Genomic DNA, 14,529 nt, shown 5'->3' on the forward strand with positions numbered 1-14,529 from the left:
GCAGGGGCCCGGCGGATACGGCCTGTGTGCGTGCCGAGGCTGTCAGGCCGTCGGGACACCGGCCACGGCGTAGGTGTGGCGCAGGAACCGGATCAGCGTCTTCGAGTCGAACTGGACCACGGCGACACCGTCGGTGGTGTGGAACTCGAGGATGGCCTGGACCCGGCCGCACGGCCAGATGCCGATGTCGCCCGCCCGGGCCGGGGAGCGCAGCCCCGACTCGAGGAGGTCGCGGGGGAAGGTCCACGTCTGGCCGCTGGGGAATGCGAAGCGGACGGCCCCGGGGTCCTCCGCGGGGTCGTAGCTCAGAAACACGCGGACCGGTCGGTGCTGAGGCGCGTCGGTGACGATCCTGCCACTGGCTTGCTCTTTGACGGCGTGGGTCATCGGCCGCTCCTTACGCTCAACCGCTTTGTCTCTAATGTCCCATATTTTGGGATTCTGGGCGGGCTGCTCCATCTTCAGTTGTGACCTATGCGCTCTTGCAAGTCGTTCGCAGCTGGGCACTATCATTGAACAGTTATTCATCTGTCCGAAGCGGAGCTCTCCATGCATGTCCCCGACGGATTCATCAACGCTCCCGTCTCGGTGGCCGCCGGAGTCGTCGCCGCCGGCGCGGTCGCCGTCAGCCTGCGCGGTGCCCGCCGTGAGCTGGGCGGATCGCCGGTCGCCTTGGCCGGAGCGGACCGGACGGCACCGCTCGCGGGGCTGGTCGCCGCGTTCGTCTTCGCCGTGCAGATGCTCAACTTCCCCGTTGCGGCGGGCACCAGCGGGCATCTGCTCGGCGGTGCGCTGGCGGCCATCCTCGTCGGCCCGTTCACCGGCGTGCTCTGCATCGCGGTCGTCCTGCTGATGCAGGCCATCCTCTTCGCCGACGGCGGGCTCACCGCCCTCGGTGTCAACATCACCGTCATGGGCGTCGTCGGCGTCCTCGTCGCGTACGGGCTTTTCCGCGGGCTGGTCAAGGTGCTGCCGCGCACCCGCCGCTCGGTGACCGTCGCGTCCTTCGTCGCCGCGCTGGTCTCGGTGCCCGCGGCGGCCGCCGCCTTCACCCTCCTCTACGCGGTCGGAGGCCTCACCGACGTCCCGATCGGCTCCGTGCTGACGGCCATGGTCGGCGTCCATACGCTGATCGGCATCGGCGAGGCAGTGATCACCATGCTGACCGTCGGCGCCGTCATCGCCGTGCGGCCCGACCTCGTGTACGGCGCCCGCGGCCTGTCCACGCCGCTCAAACTGCGTGTCGGCGGCGAGCTCGTCGACGCCCCGGCCGCCGAACCGGCGCCGGTCGCCGCGCGCTCGCCGCGCACGTTCTGGCTCGCGGGCCTCGCGACCAGCCTCGTCCTTGCCGGCTTCGTCTCCTTCTACGCTTCGGCGAACCCCGACGGCCTGGAGAAGGTCGCCGCCGACAAGGGCATCGACAAGACCGTCGAGGAGCATGCCGCGGCCGACTCGCCGCTCGCCGACTACGGCGTCGAGAACATCACCGACGCCCGGCTGTCCGGCGGACTCGCCGGAGTGATCGGCGTCGGCGCGACGGTCGTCGCCGGCACCGGTGTGTTCTACGTGGTGCGCCGCCGCCGCAGCGAGGACGCCAGGTCCGAATCCGTGCAGAACCCGGTCTGACATGGGCGCGGGCCACAGTCACAAGCTCTACCGGCACGGGCACTCGCCGGTCCACGAGCTGCCCGCGCACTGCAAGCTGCTCGCCGTCCTCGGCTTCGTGCTGGTCGTGGTCTCCACGCCGCGCGAGGCCGTCTGGGCCTTCGCCCTGTATGCGGTGCTGCTCGGGGCGGTCGCGGCGGTGGCCCGCATTCCGGCGGGCTTCCTGCTGAAGCGGTTGCTGATCGAGATCCCGTTCGTGGCCTTCGCGCTGCTGATGCCCTTCGTGGTGCCCGGGGAGCGGACCGAGTTCCTGGGGATCCCGCTGAGCGTCCCGGGCCTGTGGGGCGCGTGGAACATCCTGGCCAAGGGGACGCTCGGCGTCGCGGCCTCCGTGATCCTCGCCTCGACGACCGAGCTGCGCTCCCTCCTGAACGGTCTGCAGCGCCTGCGACTGCCGTCGCTGCTGGTCCAGATCGCCTCGTTCATGATCCGGTACGGCGACGTCATCACCGACGAGATGCGCCGGATGTCGATCGCCCGGCGCTCCCGCGGATTCGAGGCGCGCGGCGTACGCCACTGGGGAGTCCTGGCCAAGTCGGCCGGTGCCCTGTTCATCCGTTCCTACGAGCGCGGCGAGCGGGTTCACCTCGCGATGGTCAGCCGCGGCTACACCGGCACGATGCCGGTCCTCGACGAGGTGCGTGCCACGCGCGCCCAGTGGTCGTACGCCGCCGCCCTGCCCGTGACCGCGCTCGCGGTCTGTCTGCTGGGATGGACGCTATGACCCCGAACCCGCACCCGCCCCACTCTCTCGACGTGCGCGGGCTCGCGTACGCCTACCCCGACGGCCATCAGGCCCTGTTCGGCGTCGATCTGACGGTCGGGCGCGGCGAGCGGGTCGCCCTGCTCGGGCCCAACGGCGCGGGCAAGACCACGCTCGTCCTCCATCTCAACGGCATCCTGGCCGGCGGGGTCGGTTCGGTCGCCGTCGCCGGACTGCCCGTCGACAAGAAGAACCTGGCGGAGGTCCGCCGGCGCGTCGGCATCGTCTTCCAGGACCCGGACGACCAGCTGTTCATGCCGACGGTCCGGGAGGACGTGGCCTTCGGGCCGGCGTCCGCGGGTCTGCGCGGCGCCGAGCTGGAGGCGCGGGTCACGGCTGCCCTGACCCGGGTCGGCATGGCGGACTTCGCCGACCGCCCGCCGCACCACCTCTCCTTCGGGCAGCGCCGCCGGGTGGCGGTCGCCACCGTGCTCGCGATGGAGCCGGAGATCCTGGTGCTCGACGAGCCCTCGTCCAACCTGGACCCGGCCTCGCGCCGCGAACTGGCCGATGTCCTGCGCTCGTTGGACGTCACGGTCCTGATGGTGACGCACGACCTGCCGTACGCGCTGGAGCTGTGCCCCCGGTCGGTGATCCTCAGCGACGGCGTGATCGCCGCGGACGGCGGCACACAGGAGCTGCTGGGTGACGACGAGCTGATGCGGGCCCACCGCCTGGAGCTGCCCTTCGGCTTCGACCCGAGGTCCGTGACAATAGGCGCGTGAACATTCGGCGCGTGAACGAGGACCGGAGCGGGGCGGCGGCGTCACTGCTCCTCGACGACCAGCTGTGCTTCGCGCTGTACGCGGCCCAGCGGGCGGTCACGGCTGCCTACCGCCCGCTGCTCGCCGAGCTGGGCCTGACCTATCCGCAGTATCTGACGATGCTGGTGCTCTGGGAGCGCGGCGAGATCCCCGTCAAGGAGCTCGGCTCCGCGCTGCGGCTCGACTACGGCACGGTCTCGCCGCTGCTCAAGCGGCTGGAGGCGGCGGGCCTGGTGCGGCGGGAGCGATCTGCGGCCGACGAGCGTTCGGTGCGGCTGGTGCTCACGGACGAGGGCGAGGCGATGCGCGAGCGGGCGGAGAAGGTGCCCGCCCAACTGCTGCTGAGCACGGGCCTCGCGGGCGCCGAAGTCGCCCGGCTCCGTGAGGACCTGCACCGGCTGGCCGACAGCGCGGACGGCGCTACCCCGCAGTAACCAGGACCGGCTTGTTCCGATACATTGTGCGCGATGTAAATTCACCGGCGCACGCACTTCGGGACGCATCATGAGCGAACAGGTCGACACGGTCGACACCCGCCCGACAAAGATCATGTACGTGGCGGAGGCCACCGCCCATGGCGGTCGCGACGGCTATGTGACCAGTCATGACGGCCAGATCGAGCTGCGCCTGGCCATGCCGCCCGCGCTCGGCGGCGACGGCCGCGGCACCAACCCGGAGCAGCTCTTCGCGGCCGGCTACAGCTCCTGCTTCCACAACGCACTCGTGCTCGTCGGGCGCCGGGCCGGACTGGACCTCACCGGCTCGACGGTCGCCGCCAAGGTCGGCATCGGCCCCAACGGGTCCGGCGGGTACGGGCTCGCGGTCGCGCTCAACGTCTCGTTGCCGCTCGTCGACCAGGACCTCGCCACGCGGCTCGTGGGCGCCGCCCACCAGGTCTGCCCGTACTCGAACGCCACCCGCGACAACATCGACGTCTCGATCGTGCTGAGTTGAGCTGAGCCCACCGGCCCCGGCCGACCCGCGGTCCTGACTGTCCGCACCACGTTGCACCATGGGGGGATGGACGGCAGCGAAGGAGCAGACGTGATGGACGTCCGGGGCACGGTGGCGGACGGTTTCGAAGCGGTCGAGGACGCCTTCGTGCGCAACTTCCAGCAGCGCGGCGAGCGCGGCGCCGCCGTCGCCGTCTACCGGCACGGCCGCAAGGTCGTCGACCTGTGGGCCGGCACGCGCGACGTCGACGGGCGCGAGCCCTGGGCCGTCGACACCGCGCAGGTCGTGCGTTCGGCGACCAAGGGCGTCGCCGCCGCCGTCGTCCTCGTGCTCCACCAGCGGGGCCAGATCGACCTGGACGCACCGGTCGGCACCTACTGGCCCGAGTTCAAGGCCGCGGGCAAGGAGCGCGTCCTCGTACGCCACCTGCTGTCGCACCGCGCGGGGCTGCCGGTGCTCGACCGTCCGCTCACCCCCCTCGAAGCCGAGGACGGCGCGAGCGGACCCGCCGCACTCGCCGCTCAGGCGCCGGCCTGGGAGCCGGGCACCGACCACGGCTACCACGCGCAGACCTACAGCTGGCTCCTCGGCGAACTGGTCCACCGGGTCACCGGGCGCACCATGGGCCGCTGGGTCGCCGAGGAGATCGCCCGCCCGCTCGGCCTCGACCTGTGGATAGGACTGCCCGGGGACGAGGCCCACCGCGTCGGCCGGCTCGGACCGGTGGCGGAGCCGGAGACCGCGCAGGGCGGCGGTCTCAAGCTCCGGCCCAAGCGCTCCGTGGCGGAGGCCTACCGCGACCCCGAGTCGCTCACCCGCCGCGCCTTCGAGGCCATCGACCCCCTGCCCGACGAGAACGACGCCGCCTACCGCGCCGCCGAACTGGCCGCCTCCAACGGCATATCCACCGCTCGCGCGCTCGCCCGCTTCTATGCCGCGACCATCGGCGAGGTCGACGGCGGCCCCCGGCTCTTCGCCCCGGCCACCCTCACCCTCGCCCGGACCGAGGAGTCCGCGGGACCCGACCGCGTCCTGGTCGTCTCCACCCGCTTCGGACTCGGCTTCATGCTGCACGGCCCCGCGTCGCCGCTGCTCGGTCCCGGCTCGTTCGGCCACCCCGGACGCGGCGGTTCCCTCGGCTTCGCCGACCCCGGGTCGGGCGTCGCGTTCGGCTACACGACCAACGGCATGCGCAAGGGCGTCACCGCCGATCCACGCGCCCAGGCACTGATCAGGGCGGTACGTTCGGCCCTATGAGGCGGTTCGAGGGCTACGGCGTACTGATCACGGGCGCGGCGCGCGGCATCGGCGAGGCGACGGCACGCAGGCTGGCGTCCGAGGGTGCGCGGGTCCTGGTGACGGACATCGACGCGGAGGCCGCCGAGCGGACCGCGGCCGGTATCGAGGGTGCCGCCTCCTGCTACTGCGACGTCGGCGACCGGGCGTCGGTCGAGGCCGCCGTCGCCTGTGCCGTGGAGCGCTTCGGCACCCTGGACGTCCTCGTGAACAACGCGTTCTCCTGCAGCCCGGACACCCCGCTCATCGAGGACCAGCCCGACGACGCCTGGAGCCGGGACCTGGACATCTCGCTGACGGGCGCGTTCCGTTGCGCCCGTGCGGCGATGCCGCACCTGGCCGCGCACGGTCGGGGCGCGATCGTCAACATCGGCTCGGTCAACGGCGAACAGGACTTCGGCAACCACGCCTACAGCGCGGCCAAAGCCGGTCTGGCGTCGCTCACCCGCACCCTGGCGGGCGATGCGGCGGCCCGTGGCGTCCGCGTCAACCAGGTCACGCCGGGCACGATCCGGACCCGGTCGTGGGACGGCAGGCAGGACAGCCTCGAAATCCTGAACGGCGTCTATCCCCTCGGCCGCGTCGGCGAGCCCGAGGACATCGCGGCGGCGGTCGCGTTCCTCGCCTCTCATGACGCCTCCTGGGTCACGGGCACGACCCTGCGCGTGGACGGCGGGCTGCTCGCGGTGAACACGGGTTTCCAGCGGATGCTCGCGGACGAGGCGGACCAGGGCGCACAGGACGTGTGAGCAGTCGGCGACCCGGACTTCGACGCGCCGCCTTCGGGTCAACGGCGCGTGCGCTCAGTCGCGTTCGTATAACAACCGGCGCCCCTGTCACTCCTGTCCCGTAGAGTGCCAAGCGACCTGTGTCTTGAACGTGTTCAAGGCGCGCACTCTGGGGAGGGGGCTGCAGTCATGCGCAGCGGAGCGAAGGTCGCCATCGTCGGCGGCGTGTTCGCCGTGGTCGCCGGTGGCGTCGGCTACGGAGGCTACAACCTGTTCAACGGGCTGACCGGATCGGGCGGCGGCACGAACGCGGGCACCAAGTCCGACACCGGGCCCAGGAAGACCGGCCCGCCGAGCGCGGACGAGATCGAGGACACCGCAAAGGACTTCCTCGCCGCCTGGGCCGAGGGCAGGGGCCCCCAGGCGGCCCAGCTGACCAACAACGCCACCGAGGCGGAGCCGCTTCTGAGCGGATACGGCGAGCAGGCGCACGTCACCAAGGCCGTGATCACGCCCGGCGCGGCGGTGGGCGCGAAGGTGCCGTTCACGGTCGAGGCGACGGTGTCGTACGAGGGGACCAGCAAGCCGTGGTCCTACTCCTCCGAACTGACCGTGGTGCGCGGGCTGACGACCGGGAAGGCGCTGGTCGACTGGCAGCCGTCCGTCGTCCACCCCAAGCTCACCAAGGGCACGTCGCTGGTGACGGCGGAGGCCGCGGCCCCGCCGATCAAGGCGGTCGACAAGAACGGCGTGGAGCTGACGGCCGAGAAGTACCCCTCGCTCGCGCCGGTCCTCGGCACACTGCGTGAGAAATACGGCGACAAGGCCGGCGGCACACCGGGCATCGAGCTGGCCATCACCTCGTCCGACGAACACATGCCGGACCAGACCCTGCTCACGCTCACCAAGGGCAAGGAGGGCACGCTCCAGACGTACCTGGACGCGGGGGCCCAGGCCGCCGCGGAGAAAGCGGTGAAGAAGTACAGCAAGGCCTCGGTGGTGGCGATCGAGCCCAGCACCGGCCGGATCAGAGCGGTGGCCAACAATCCGGTGACCGAGTTCAACACCGCGCTCCAGGGCGCCCAGGCGCCCGGCTCCACGATGAAGATCGTGACTGCGGCGATGATGCTCGACAAGGGGCTGGTGAACGGGCCGAACTCGCCCGTCGAGTGCCCCGCGACCGTCGTCTGGGAGCGTGAATTCCACAATCTCAAGGACTTCTCGCTCGGCAACACGACGCTCAAGCGGGCGTTCGCGCGCTCCTGCAACACCAGTTTCATCAAGCCGGTCAAGCCGCTCGGCGCCGACGCGGGCAACGCCCTGGGCGACACGGCGCGGAAGTACTTCGGCATCGGTGAGGAGTGGCAGGCCGGAGTCGTGACCCGCGACGGGTCGGTGCCCGCCTCGACGGGGTCGGAGACCGCCGCCTCGTACATCGGCCAGGGCAGGATCCAGATGAACGCCCTCAACGTCGCCTCCATCGCCGCGACCGTGAAGGGCGGCGTCTTCCGCCAGCCGGTGATCGTGCCGCAGTCCCTGGACGACCGCCAACTGGCCCGCGCCACACCGCTTCCCGGCTCGATGGCGGGCACCCTGCGCCAGTTGATGAGCGCCGCGGCGACGGGCGAGGGCACGGCCGCCGGCGCCATGGCCCCGGTCGGTGGGGTGAAGGGCGCCAAGACCGGCTCCGCGGAGGTCGACGGGCAGGGCGACTCCAACAGCTGGTTCACCGGATACGCCGACGACCTCGCCGCGGCGGCGGTCGTCGACTCCGGCGGACACGGCGGCGACGCGGCCGGTCCGGTGGTGGCGGCGGTGCTGAACGCAGGCTGACGCCCACGCGTCGGAACGAAGTCGCATGGCCCGTACAGCTACCGCTAGCGTGCGGGCCATGAGCACTCACGACACCGCCGACGCCCACCCCCGTTTCGCCGAGGCTCTGCGCGAGCTCGGTCTCGACGTCCCGGTACGCCGCTTCCCCGATGCCACGCTCCCCCGTAGCCCCAAGGGCACGGGAGGTGCCCCCATCGCCGCGCGGGCGGCGGCCGCGATCGGCTGCGACGTCGGCGAGATCGTGAAGTCGCTGATCTTCCAGGCGGACGGCGTGCCCCTCCTGGTGCTGATGGACGGCGGGTCGCGGGTGGACGTCGAGCGGGTGCGGCAGGAGCTCGGCGCCGAGTCGGTCGAGCGCGCCGGTGCCGAGCTGGTCCGGGAGGCGACCGGATACGCGATCGGCGGCGTCCCGCCGTTCGGCCACCGCACCCGGACGAGGGTGCTCGCCGACCGCGGGCTGCTCGACCACGACATCGTGTGGGCGGCGGCGGGGACGCCGCACTCGGTGTTCCCGCTCGACCCCAAGACGCTGGTCGCCCACGCGGGCGGCACCCTGGTGGACGTCCGCGAGCGCACGGCGTGACGCCGCTGGTCGCCGCGGCGGTCCTCGCCGCCGCAGTCACCCACGCAGGCTGGAACGCCATCGCGCACGCCATCAAGGACCAGCTCGTCGCGTTCACGCTGATCGGCGGCGGCGCCGCGGTCCTCGGCGCGCTGATCGCGCCGTTCGTCCCGCTGCCGGCGGCGGGCGCCTGGCCGTACCTGATCGCCTCCGCGCTGCTGCACGTCGGCTACCAGGCGCTGCTGATGCGGTCGTTCAGCCTCGGCGACTTCGGCCAGATGTATCCGATAGCGCGCGGCACGGCCCCGCTCGTGGTGACGGTCGCCGCCGTGTTCCTCGTCGACGAGCGGCTGAACGGCTGGCAGCTCGGCGGCGTCGTGTTCGCCTCCGCCGGTCTTGTGGGGGTCGCGCTGTGGGGCATCCTCCCGCCGGGACGGCGGAAGTCCGCGGGCCCGGGCAGCCGGCCCCACTGGCCGGCCATCCTCGCGGCGCTCGCGACCGGACTGTCGATCGCCGCCTACACGGTGGTCGACGGCCTCGGCGTACGCGCCTCCGGCACCCCCGTCGGCTACATCGCGTGGCTCATGATCCTCGAGGGCATCCTGATCCCCGCGTACGCGGCGTACTCCCGCAGGGGCGCCCTGCTCGGCCAGTTGCGCCCGTACGCGGCCCGCGGACTGCTCGGCGCCGCCCTGTCCATGGCGGCGTACGGCCTGATCCTCTGGGCCCAGACCCGCGCCCCGCTCGCCCCCGTGGCGGCGCTGCGTGAGTCGTCGATCATCGTGGGCGCGGCCATAGGGGCGGTGTTCTTCAAGGAACGCTTCGGCGCCCCCAGGATCGCGGCGGCCGCGCTGATGGTTGTGGGCATAGGCCTGATGCTCAGGGCCGGCTGACCGACCACGCCCGGGTGACCAAGCGCAGACCTCCTGCACGGGCGGCATGGGGTTCCTGCGCGCCGTCGGGTTGGAGATTCGTGGGCCGGACGGGCGATGCCCTGCGGTCGCTCCTGGCGCAGCCGTGTGTTGGGGTAACTCATAGCGCATCGTTGGATACGGTGCGCAACCGTAGGATTTTCGGTCATTCGCGGCATGTGACCCAAACGGAAGTGGAGAAGTAATGCGTAACCTTCGCAAGGCTGCTCTGGTGGCTGCCATGATCGGCAGCCTCGGCATGTTCGGGGCCGGAGCCGCCTCCGCCACCGGCATCGCCGACAGCGACCCGGCGCTCTGCAACCAGGAGGCCACGATCGGCGACGAGACGGTTCAGTACGGTCTCATCAACGTCTCGGACCTGCCCATCTCGATCCTGAGCAGCACCAATGAGGTGGCCCAGAATCAGGTCACGCTGCAGTGCAGCGGCGGGGACAGCGCTTCCCAGCAACAGCAGCAGGCCACTGCCACGAACGACATCAGCGGCAGCCTGCTGGACCTCCTCGGCCTCTGAGCCCTCGAGCCCGCTCGGTTCGCAGACGCCTGATACAGCGCCGCCCTGGTCGTCGACCGGGGCGGCGTTCTCAAGCGCTCTCCGTCGCGGCTACTACACCCAGGTGTCCAGCCACATACGGTTGCGCCACTCCTCCAGCGGGATCGGGGTGCCCGTGTAGATGGGCCAGAAGTAGATGAAGTTCCAGATGATCAGCAGTACCAGCACGCCCGCCCCGATGGCGCCGACCGCGCGGCGGCGTTCGTCGGAGCCCGGCGGGCCGAGGATCGCGCCGATCATCATCGCGACGGCCAGACACAGGAACGGGACGAACACGACCGCGTAGAAGAGGAAGATCGTCCGCTCCTGGTAGTGCAGCCACGGCACCCAGCCCGCCAGGATCGCGCACAGGATCGCCCCGGCGCGCCAGTCGCGTCGGAACAGCCAGCGCCACGCGACGTAGCAGATGGCGAAGCAGGCGGCCCACCACAGGAGCGGCGTGCCGAGTGCCAAAACTTCGGCGGCGCACTTGTCGGCGGCATCCTTCGGGCAGCCGGCGACGCCCGGCGCCGGGTCCTCGTAGTAGTACGAGACCGGGCGGCCCAGCACCAGCCAGCTCCACGCGTTGGACTCGTAGGTGTGCCCGGAGGTCAGGTTCACGTGGAAGTCGTAGACCTGGTTCTCGTAGTGCCACAGGCTGCGCCACCAGTCGGGGAAGAGCCAGCTCCAGTCGCTGTTCCTGCCGCCCTCCGAGCTCGCCCAGTTCCGGTAGTACCCCTTGTCGGTGACGATCCAGCCGGTCCATGAGGCGATGTACGTGACGATCGCCACGGGGACGGTCGACACGAACGCCGGCACCAGGTCCTTCTTGAGGACCGTGAGATACGGCCGCACCGCACCCGCCGTGCGCCGCGAGCCCACGTCCCACAGCACGCTCATCACACAGAACGCGGCCATCACGAAGAGCCCGTTCCACTTGGTGCCGGCCGCCAGTCCCAGCATCAGGCCGGCCGTCAGCCGCCACGGCCGCCAGCCGAGCCGCAGCGTCTGCGCGATGCCCGCGTCCGGCCGCAGTACGCCGTCCTCGTCCTCGGGGAGCGCCGCCGCGAGTCTGCGCCGTGACCAGTCGCGGTCGAGGACCAGCGCGCCGAACGCCGCCAGCACGAAGAACATCAGCACCAGGTCGAGCAGCGCCGTGCGGCTCATCACGAAGTGCAGGCCGTCCACCGCCAGCAGCAAACCGGCGAGACAGCCGAGGAACGTCGAGCGGAACAGCCGGCGTCCGATGCGGCAGAGCATCAGCACCGACAGCGTGCCGAGCACGGCGACCATGAACCGCCAGCCGAAGGGCGTGAAGTCGAACATCTTCTCGCCGAGGCCGATGACCCACTTGCCGACCGGTGGGTGCACCACGTAACCGGGGTCGGTGGGGACGGCGACGGCGGACGGGCCCTCCAGGATCGACGCGTCGACGTTCTTGGGCCAGCTGCCCTCGTACCCCTGGTTGATAAGGGCCCAGGCGTCCTTGGCGTAGTACGTCTCGTCGAATATCACCGCCTTCGGCTCGCCGAGGTTCCAGAACCGCAGCAGCCCCGCGACCAGAGCGACCAGTAGCGGCCCGCCCCATGAGGCGATCCTCAGCAGCGGCTCCACATCACCCCGGCGGATGCCGAACACGGGCCACAGCCGCTCCGACGGCCGCGTGTACGGCGGCACAAGGCGGTCCCGCAAGCCGGTCACGGGCCGGGGCGTGTAGCCGAATCGGCGCAGCCGGTTCTCCCAACCCGGTGGCTGCTGTTCGGCGTCGTCCTTGCCCCGCAGGGGCTGTGGCGCGGTACTGGTCACCGCGCCATCGTAAGGAACACGGCTGTGCGATTGGTGCTCCCGGTGCTGGGAGGATGGCGACTGTGACTGGAACGCTGGTACTCGCAGGGACACCCATCGGCGATGTGGCGGACGCGCCGCCCCGCCTCGCCGCCGAACTTCAGGGCGCCGACATCGTCGCCGCCGAGGACACGCGCCGTCTGCGCCGCCTCACCCAGGCGCTCGGCGTGCACACGAGCGGCCGGGTCGTCTCCTACTTCGAGGGCAACGAGGCCGCCCGCACGCCGGAGCTGGTCGAGGCGCTGGCCGGCGGGGCGCGGGTGCTGCTGGTCACCGACGCGGGCATGCCGTCCGTCTCCGACCCCGGCTACCGGCTGGTCGCCGCCGCGGTGGAGAAGGACATCAAGGTCACCGCGGTGCCGGGGCCGTCGGCCGTGCTGACCGCGCTGGCGCTGTCCGGTCTGCCCGTGGACCGGTTCTGCTTCGAGGGCTTCCTGCCCCGCAAGGCGGGGGAGCGTCTGGGCCGGCTCCGCGAGGTCGCGGGGGAGCGGCGCACCCTCGTCTACTTCGAGGCCCCGCACCGGCTCGACGACACGCTCGCCGCCATGGCCGCGGTCTTCGGCGCAGACCGCAGGGCGGCGGTGTGCCGCGAGCTGACCAAGACGTACGAGGAAGTGAAGCGCGGGGGGCTCGGGGAGCTGGCGGCGTGGGCGGCCGAGGGCGTGCGCGGCGAGATCACCGTCGTCGTGGAGGGCGCCCCGGAGAGCGGCCCCGAGGAGCTCGGCGCGGACGAGCTGGTGCGCCGGGTGCGGGTGCGCGAGGAGGCGGGGGAGCGGCGCAAGGAGGCCATCGCCGCCGTCGCCGCGGAGGCGGGCCTTCCCAAACGGGAGGTGTTCGATGCCGTCGTGGCGGCAAAGAATGCGGCTCGACCGGCGTCGGGTGATGGTAAAGGGCTATCGTGAATAGGCAAAGCGCAGACCGTGTCCTGCCCTCTTTCGTATTGAAGGACCAAAGACTCGACAGGCGCTGATGCGCTCCCGCCGAAAAAGGCGTCCACTGGTTCGGTGGAGAGGAGCAGCCGGCATGAGTGAGACCACAGGCACCGCCAAGGTTCATGAGGCATATTCCTTCGCCTGCATGCGCTGCGGGCACGGGTGGGAGCAGTCCTACGAGATCGAGCATCACGTCGACACGTCGGGTCAGGAATTCATCGTCTACAAGACGGACGGTCGGCGTGTTCCGTCACCGCTGTCCAGTCCGACATGCCTCAACTGCGGCGGACACGTCGTGCGGATCATGCGGGCGGGGCGGGTCTCCTCGGTGCAGAACATGATGGCGTATCTGGAAGGGGAGACAACGCCCTCCGGGGCGACCGTCGGGGCCGGGGAGGCGGTGCCGGGCGAGCGGCAGCCCGCCCGGGAGACGGCCGGCGCCGAAGCCACGGCGGCCGCGGCCGACGCCCCGGCGAGCGAGGACGCCCAGGGCGAGTCGCGCCACTGGCACCTGTCCGACCTGCTGCACCCCTTCCAGCACCGCAAGTAGGCCAACCGCGGTGACCCCATGGGCGCGGGCCTCCGCGCGGGACTCGTAGGATCGCGCCCATGAGTTCGAAGTCCGCACCGCCGCCGCTGCCCGAACCGCTCGGTGTCCAGGTCGCCGACTCGCACACCCATCTGGACATGCAGGACGGCACCGTCGAGGAGGCCCTCGCCAGGGCCGCCGCGGTCGGTGTGACCACCGTCGTCCAGGTCGGCTGCGACCTCAAGGGATCCCGGTGGGCAGCGGAGACGGCCGCCGCCCACCGCGAGGTGCACGCCGCGGTGGCGCTCCATCCGAACGAGGCCCCGCGGATCGTGCTCGGGGATCCCGACGGCTGGTCGCGGCAGGGCGCGCGGCAGGCGGGCGGGGACGCCGCACTCGACGACGCCCTCGCGGAGATCGACCGGCTGGCCGCCCTCGACGAGGTCAAGGCCGTCGGCGAGACCGGCCTCGACTACTTCCGCACGGGCCCCGAGGGGATGGCGGCGCAGGAACGCTCTTTCCGGGCTCACGTCGAGATCGCGAAACGGCACGACAAGGCGCTTGTCATTCACGACCGCGACGCGCATGCGGACGTGCTGCGGATTCTCGCCGAGGAAGGCGCGCCCGAACGCACGGTCTTCCACTGCTATTCCGGCGACGCGGAAATGGCACAAGTGTGCGCGGCAGCGGGCTACTTCATGTCCTTCGCGGGGAACGTGACCTTCAAGAACGCGCAACCGCTGCGTGATGCCCTCGCGGTGGCGCCCGCCGAGCTGGTGCTCGTGGAAACCGACGCGCCCTTTCTGACGCCGGCGCCGTACCGCGGACGGCCCAACGCGCCGTATCTGATTCCGGTGACGCTGCGCGCGATGGCGGAGGTCAGAGGGGTGGACGAGGACACCATGGCCGCGGCGATCGCGGCCAATACCGCCCGCGCGTTCGGTTACTGACCGGATCGGGGTGTGCCCGACCCTCGGTGACGCGGCGTGTTCGCGTCGCTTTGGAGAGTGACGAATGCTCCGCTACTGTCCGATGCCACTTGGCTAGCGGACCTTACGGAGCGTCGTGGGCGTGGGTAATTCGCAGGGCAGTCACCGCGCGGTGCATGAACTCCATGGGACGCGGCAGGTCGTAGAACATCGCGACCGAGGTGACGACCTTGGCGCGGCGGCTGCCGAACCGCTCGGCGAACACCTT

16 protein-coding genes are annotated in these 14,529 nt (G+C 71.2%); 14 read left to right on the plus strand and 2 right to left on the minus strand.

The features are described 5' to 3' along the window. Positions 1 to 42: 42 nt before the first annotated feature. Positions 43 to 387: an SsgA family sporulation/cell division regulator gene (locus ABZ070_RS28325; RefSeq protein ID WP_356638171.1), complete on the minus strand. Its 345-nt coding sequence runs from the start codon at positions 385 to 387 to the stop codon at positions 43 to 45. A gap of 162 nt (positions 388 to 549) precedes the next feature. Here ABZ070_RS28325 and ABZ070_RS28330 point away from each other — a divergent pair, with 162 nt between their 5' ends. The 11 genes from ABZ070_RS28330 (at position 550) to ABZ070_RS28380 (ending at position 10,008) form a co-directional block, all read left to right on the plus strand. Beyond that, positions 550 to 1,626: an energy-coupling factor ABC transporter permease gene (locus tag ABZ070_RS28330; RefSeq protein WP_356638172.1), complete on the plus strand. Its 1,077-nt coding sequence runs from the start codon at positions 550 to 552 to the stop codon at positions 1,624 to 1,626. 1 nt (position 1,627) lies between these two features. Next, positions 1,628 to 2,389: a cobalt ECF transporter T component CbiQ gene (gene cbiQ / locus ABZ070_RS28335; RefSeq protein WP_356638173.1), complete on the plus strand. Its 762-nt coding sequence runs from the start codon at positions 1,628 to 1,630 to the stop codon at positions 2,387 to 2,389. Next, on the plus strand, positions 2,386 to 3,153 hold the full coding sequence (locus tag ABZ070_RS28340; protein ID WP_356638174.1) for an ABC transporter ATP-binding protein: 768 nt from the start codon (positions 2,386 to 2,388) through the stop codon (positions 3,151 to 3,153). The genes cbiQ and ABZ070_RS28340 overlap by 4 nt, the downstream gene beginning before the upstream one ends. 2 nt (positions 3,154 to 3,155) lie before the next feature. Further along, on the plus strand, positions 3,156 to 3,626 hold the full coding sequence (locus ABZ070_RS28345; protein WP_356638185.1) for a MarR family transcriptional regulator: 471 nt from the start codon (positions 3,156 to 3,158) through the stop codon (positions 3,624 to 3,626). A gap of 70 nt (positions 3,627 to 3,696) precedes the next feature. Further along, positions 3,697 to 4,146 carry an organic hydroperoxide resistance protein gene (locus ABZ070_RS28350; protein WP_356638175.1) on the plus strand — a complete coding sequence of 150 codons (450 nt, stop codon included), beginning with the start codon at positions 3,697 to 3,699 and terminating at the stop codon, positions 4,144 to 4,146. A 93-nt stretch (positions 4,147 to 4,239) separates the two neighbouring features. Continuing rightward, positions 4,240 to 5,403 carry a serine hydrolase domain-containing protein gene (locus ABZ070_RS28355; RefSeq protein WP_356638186.1) on the plus strand — a complete coding sequence of 388 codons (1,164 nt, stop codon included), beginning with the start codon at positions 4,240 to 4,242 and terminating at the stop codon, positions 5,401 to 5,403. Then, positions 5,400 to 6,191, plus strand: a complete 792-nt coding sequence (locus ABZ070_RS28360) for an SDR family NAD(P)-dependent oxidoreductase (RefSeq protein WP_356638176.1) — start codon at positions 5,400 to 5,402, stop codon at positions 6,189 to 6,191. Before ABZ070_RS28355 ends, ABZ070_RS28360 begins: the two co-directional genes overlap by 4 nt. A 168-nt stretch (positions 6,192 to 6,359) precedes the next feature. Beyond that, complete coding sequence (locus tag ABZ070_RS28365; RefSeq protein ID WP_356638177.1) at positions 6,360 to 8,003, plus strand: penicillin-binding transpeptidase domain-containing protein; 1,644 nt, start codon at positions 6,360 to 6,362, stop codon at positions 8,001 to 8,003. Between the two features lie 58 nt (positions 8,004 to 8,061). Then, entirely contained in the window at positions 8,062 to 8,586 is a 525-nt protein-coding gene (locus tag ABZ070_RS28370) for a YbaK/EbsC family protein (RefSeq protein ID WP_356638178.1), read from the plus strand. Beyond that, positions 8,583 to 9,458, plus strand: coding sequence for an EamA family transporter (locus ABZ070_RS28375; RefSeq protein WP_356638179.1), 876 nt, complete (start codon positions 8,583 to 8,585; stop codon positions 9,456 to 9,458). The genes ABZ070_RS28370 and ABZ070_RS28375 overlap by 4 nt, the downstream gene beginning before the upstream one ends. Before the next feature lie 223 nt (positions 9,459 to 9,681). After that, complete coding sequence (locus tag ABZ070_RS28380; protein WP_356638180.1) at positions 9,682 to 10,008, plus strand: hypothetical protein; 327 nt, start codon at positions 9,682 to 9,684, stop codon at positions 10,006 to 10,008. Between the two features lie 93 nt (positions 10,009 to 10,101). Here the strand turns inward: ABZ070_RS28380 and ABZ070_RS28385 are convergent, their stop codons facing one another. Then, positions 10,102 to 11,832, minus strand: coding sequence for a phospholipid carrier-dependent glycosyltransferase (locus ABZ070_RS28385; protein ID WP_356638181.1), 1,731 nt, complete (start codon positions 11,830 to 11,832; stop codon positions 10,102 to 10,104). A 62-nt stretch (positions 11,833 to 11,894) separates the two neighbouring features. Between ABZ070_RS28385 and rsmI the strand changes: the two genes are divergently transcribed. The 3 genes from rsmI (at position 11,895) to ABZ070_RS28400 (ending at position 14,282) form a co-directional block, all read left to right on the plus strand. Continuing rightward, positions 11,895 to 12,773, plus strand: coding sequence for a 16S rRNA (cytidine(1402)-2'-O)-methyltransferase (rsmI, locus tag ABZ070_RS28390; protein ID WP_356638182.1), 879 nt, complete (start codon positions 11,895 to 11,897; stop codon positions 12,771 to 12,773). Positions 12,774 to 12,894: 121 nt separating this feature from the next. Next, positions 12,895 to 13,353: a hypothetical protein gene (locus tag ABZ070_RS28395; RefSeq protein ID WP_356638183.1), complete on the plus strand. Its 459-nt coding sequence runs from the start codon at positions 12,895 to 12,897 to the stop codon at positions 13,351 to 13,353. Between the two features lie 59 nt (positions 13,354 to 13,412). Then, positions 13,413 to 14,282: a TatD family hydrolase gene (locus ABZ070_RS28400; RefSeq protein ID WP_356638184.1), complete on the plus strand. Its 870-nt coding sequence runs from the start codon at positions 13,413 to 13,415 to the stop codon at positions 14,280 to 14,282. Positions 14,283 to 14,529: the final 247 nt, after the last annotated feature.

Source organism: Streptomyces sp. NPDC006283 (assembly GCF_040613325.1).
In the GTDB taxonomy this organism is placed as follows: Bacteria; Actinomycetota; Actinomycetes; order Streptomycetales; family Streptomycetaceae; genus Streptomyces.

What these genes read in the sequence shown, in the direction of transcription:
- ABZ070_RS28325 (WP_356638171.1), bottom strand. Translation starts at nt 387, where the DNA reads ATGACCCACGCCGTCAAAGAGCAAGCCAGTGGCAGGATCGTCACCGAC.
- ABZ070_RS28330 (WP_356638172.1), top strand. Translation starts at nt 550, where the DNA reads ATGCATGTCCCCGACGGATTCATCAACGCTCCCGTCTCGGTGGCCGCC.
- cbiQ (WP_356638173.1), top strand. Translation starts at nt 1,628, where the DNA reads ATGGGCGCGGGCCACAGTCACAAGCTCTACCGGCACGGGCACTCGCCG.
- ABZ070_RS28340 (WP_356638174.1), top strand. Translation starts at nt 2,386, where the DNA reads ATGACCCCGAACCCGCACCCGCCCCACTCTCTCGACGTGCGCGGGCTC.
- ABZ070_RS28350 (WP_356638175.1), top strand. Translation starts at nt 3,697, where the DNA reads ATGAGCGAACAGGTCGACACGGTCGACACCCGCCCGACAAAGATCATG.
- ABZ070_RS28355 (WP_356638186.1), top strand. Translation starts at nt 4,240, where the DNA reads ATGGACGTCCGGGGCACGGTGGCGGACGGTTTCGAAGCGGTCGAGGAC.
- ABZ070_RS28360 (WP_356638176.1), top strand. Translation starts at nt 5,400, where the DNA reads ATGAGGCGGTTCGAGGGCTACGGCGTACTGATCACGGGCGCGGCGCGC.
- ABZ070_RS28365 (WP_356638177.1), top strand. Translation starts at nt 6,360, where the DNA reads ATGCGCAGCGGAGCGAAGGTCGCCATCGTCGGCGGCGTGTTCGCCGTG.
- ABZ070_RS28370 (WP_356638178.1), top strand. Translation starts at nt 8,062, where the DNA reads ATGAGCACTCACGACACCGCCGACGCCCACCCCCGTTTCGCCGAGGCT.
- ABZ070_RS28380 (WP_356638180.1), top strand. Translation starts at nt 9,682, where the DNA reads ATGCGTAACCTTCGCAAGGCTGCTCTGGTGGCTGCCATGATCGGCAGC.
- ABZ070_RS28395 (WP_356638183.1), top strand. Translation starts at nt 12,895, where the DNA reads ATGAGTGAGACCACAGGCACCGCCAAGGTTCATGAGGCATATTCCTTC.
- ABZ070_RS28400 (WP_356638184.1), top strand. Translation starts at nt 13,413, where the DNA reads ATGAGTTCGAAGTCCGCACCGCCGCCGCTGCCCGAACCGCTCGGTGTC.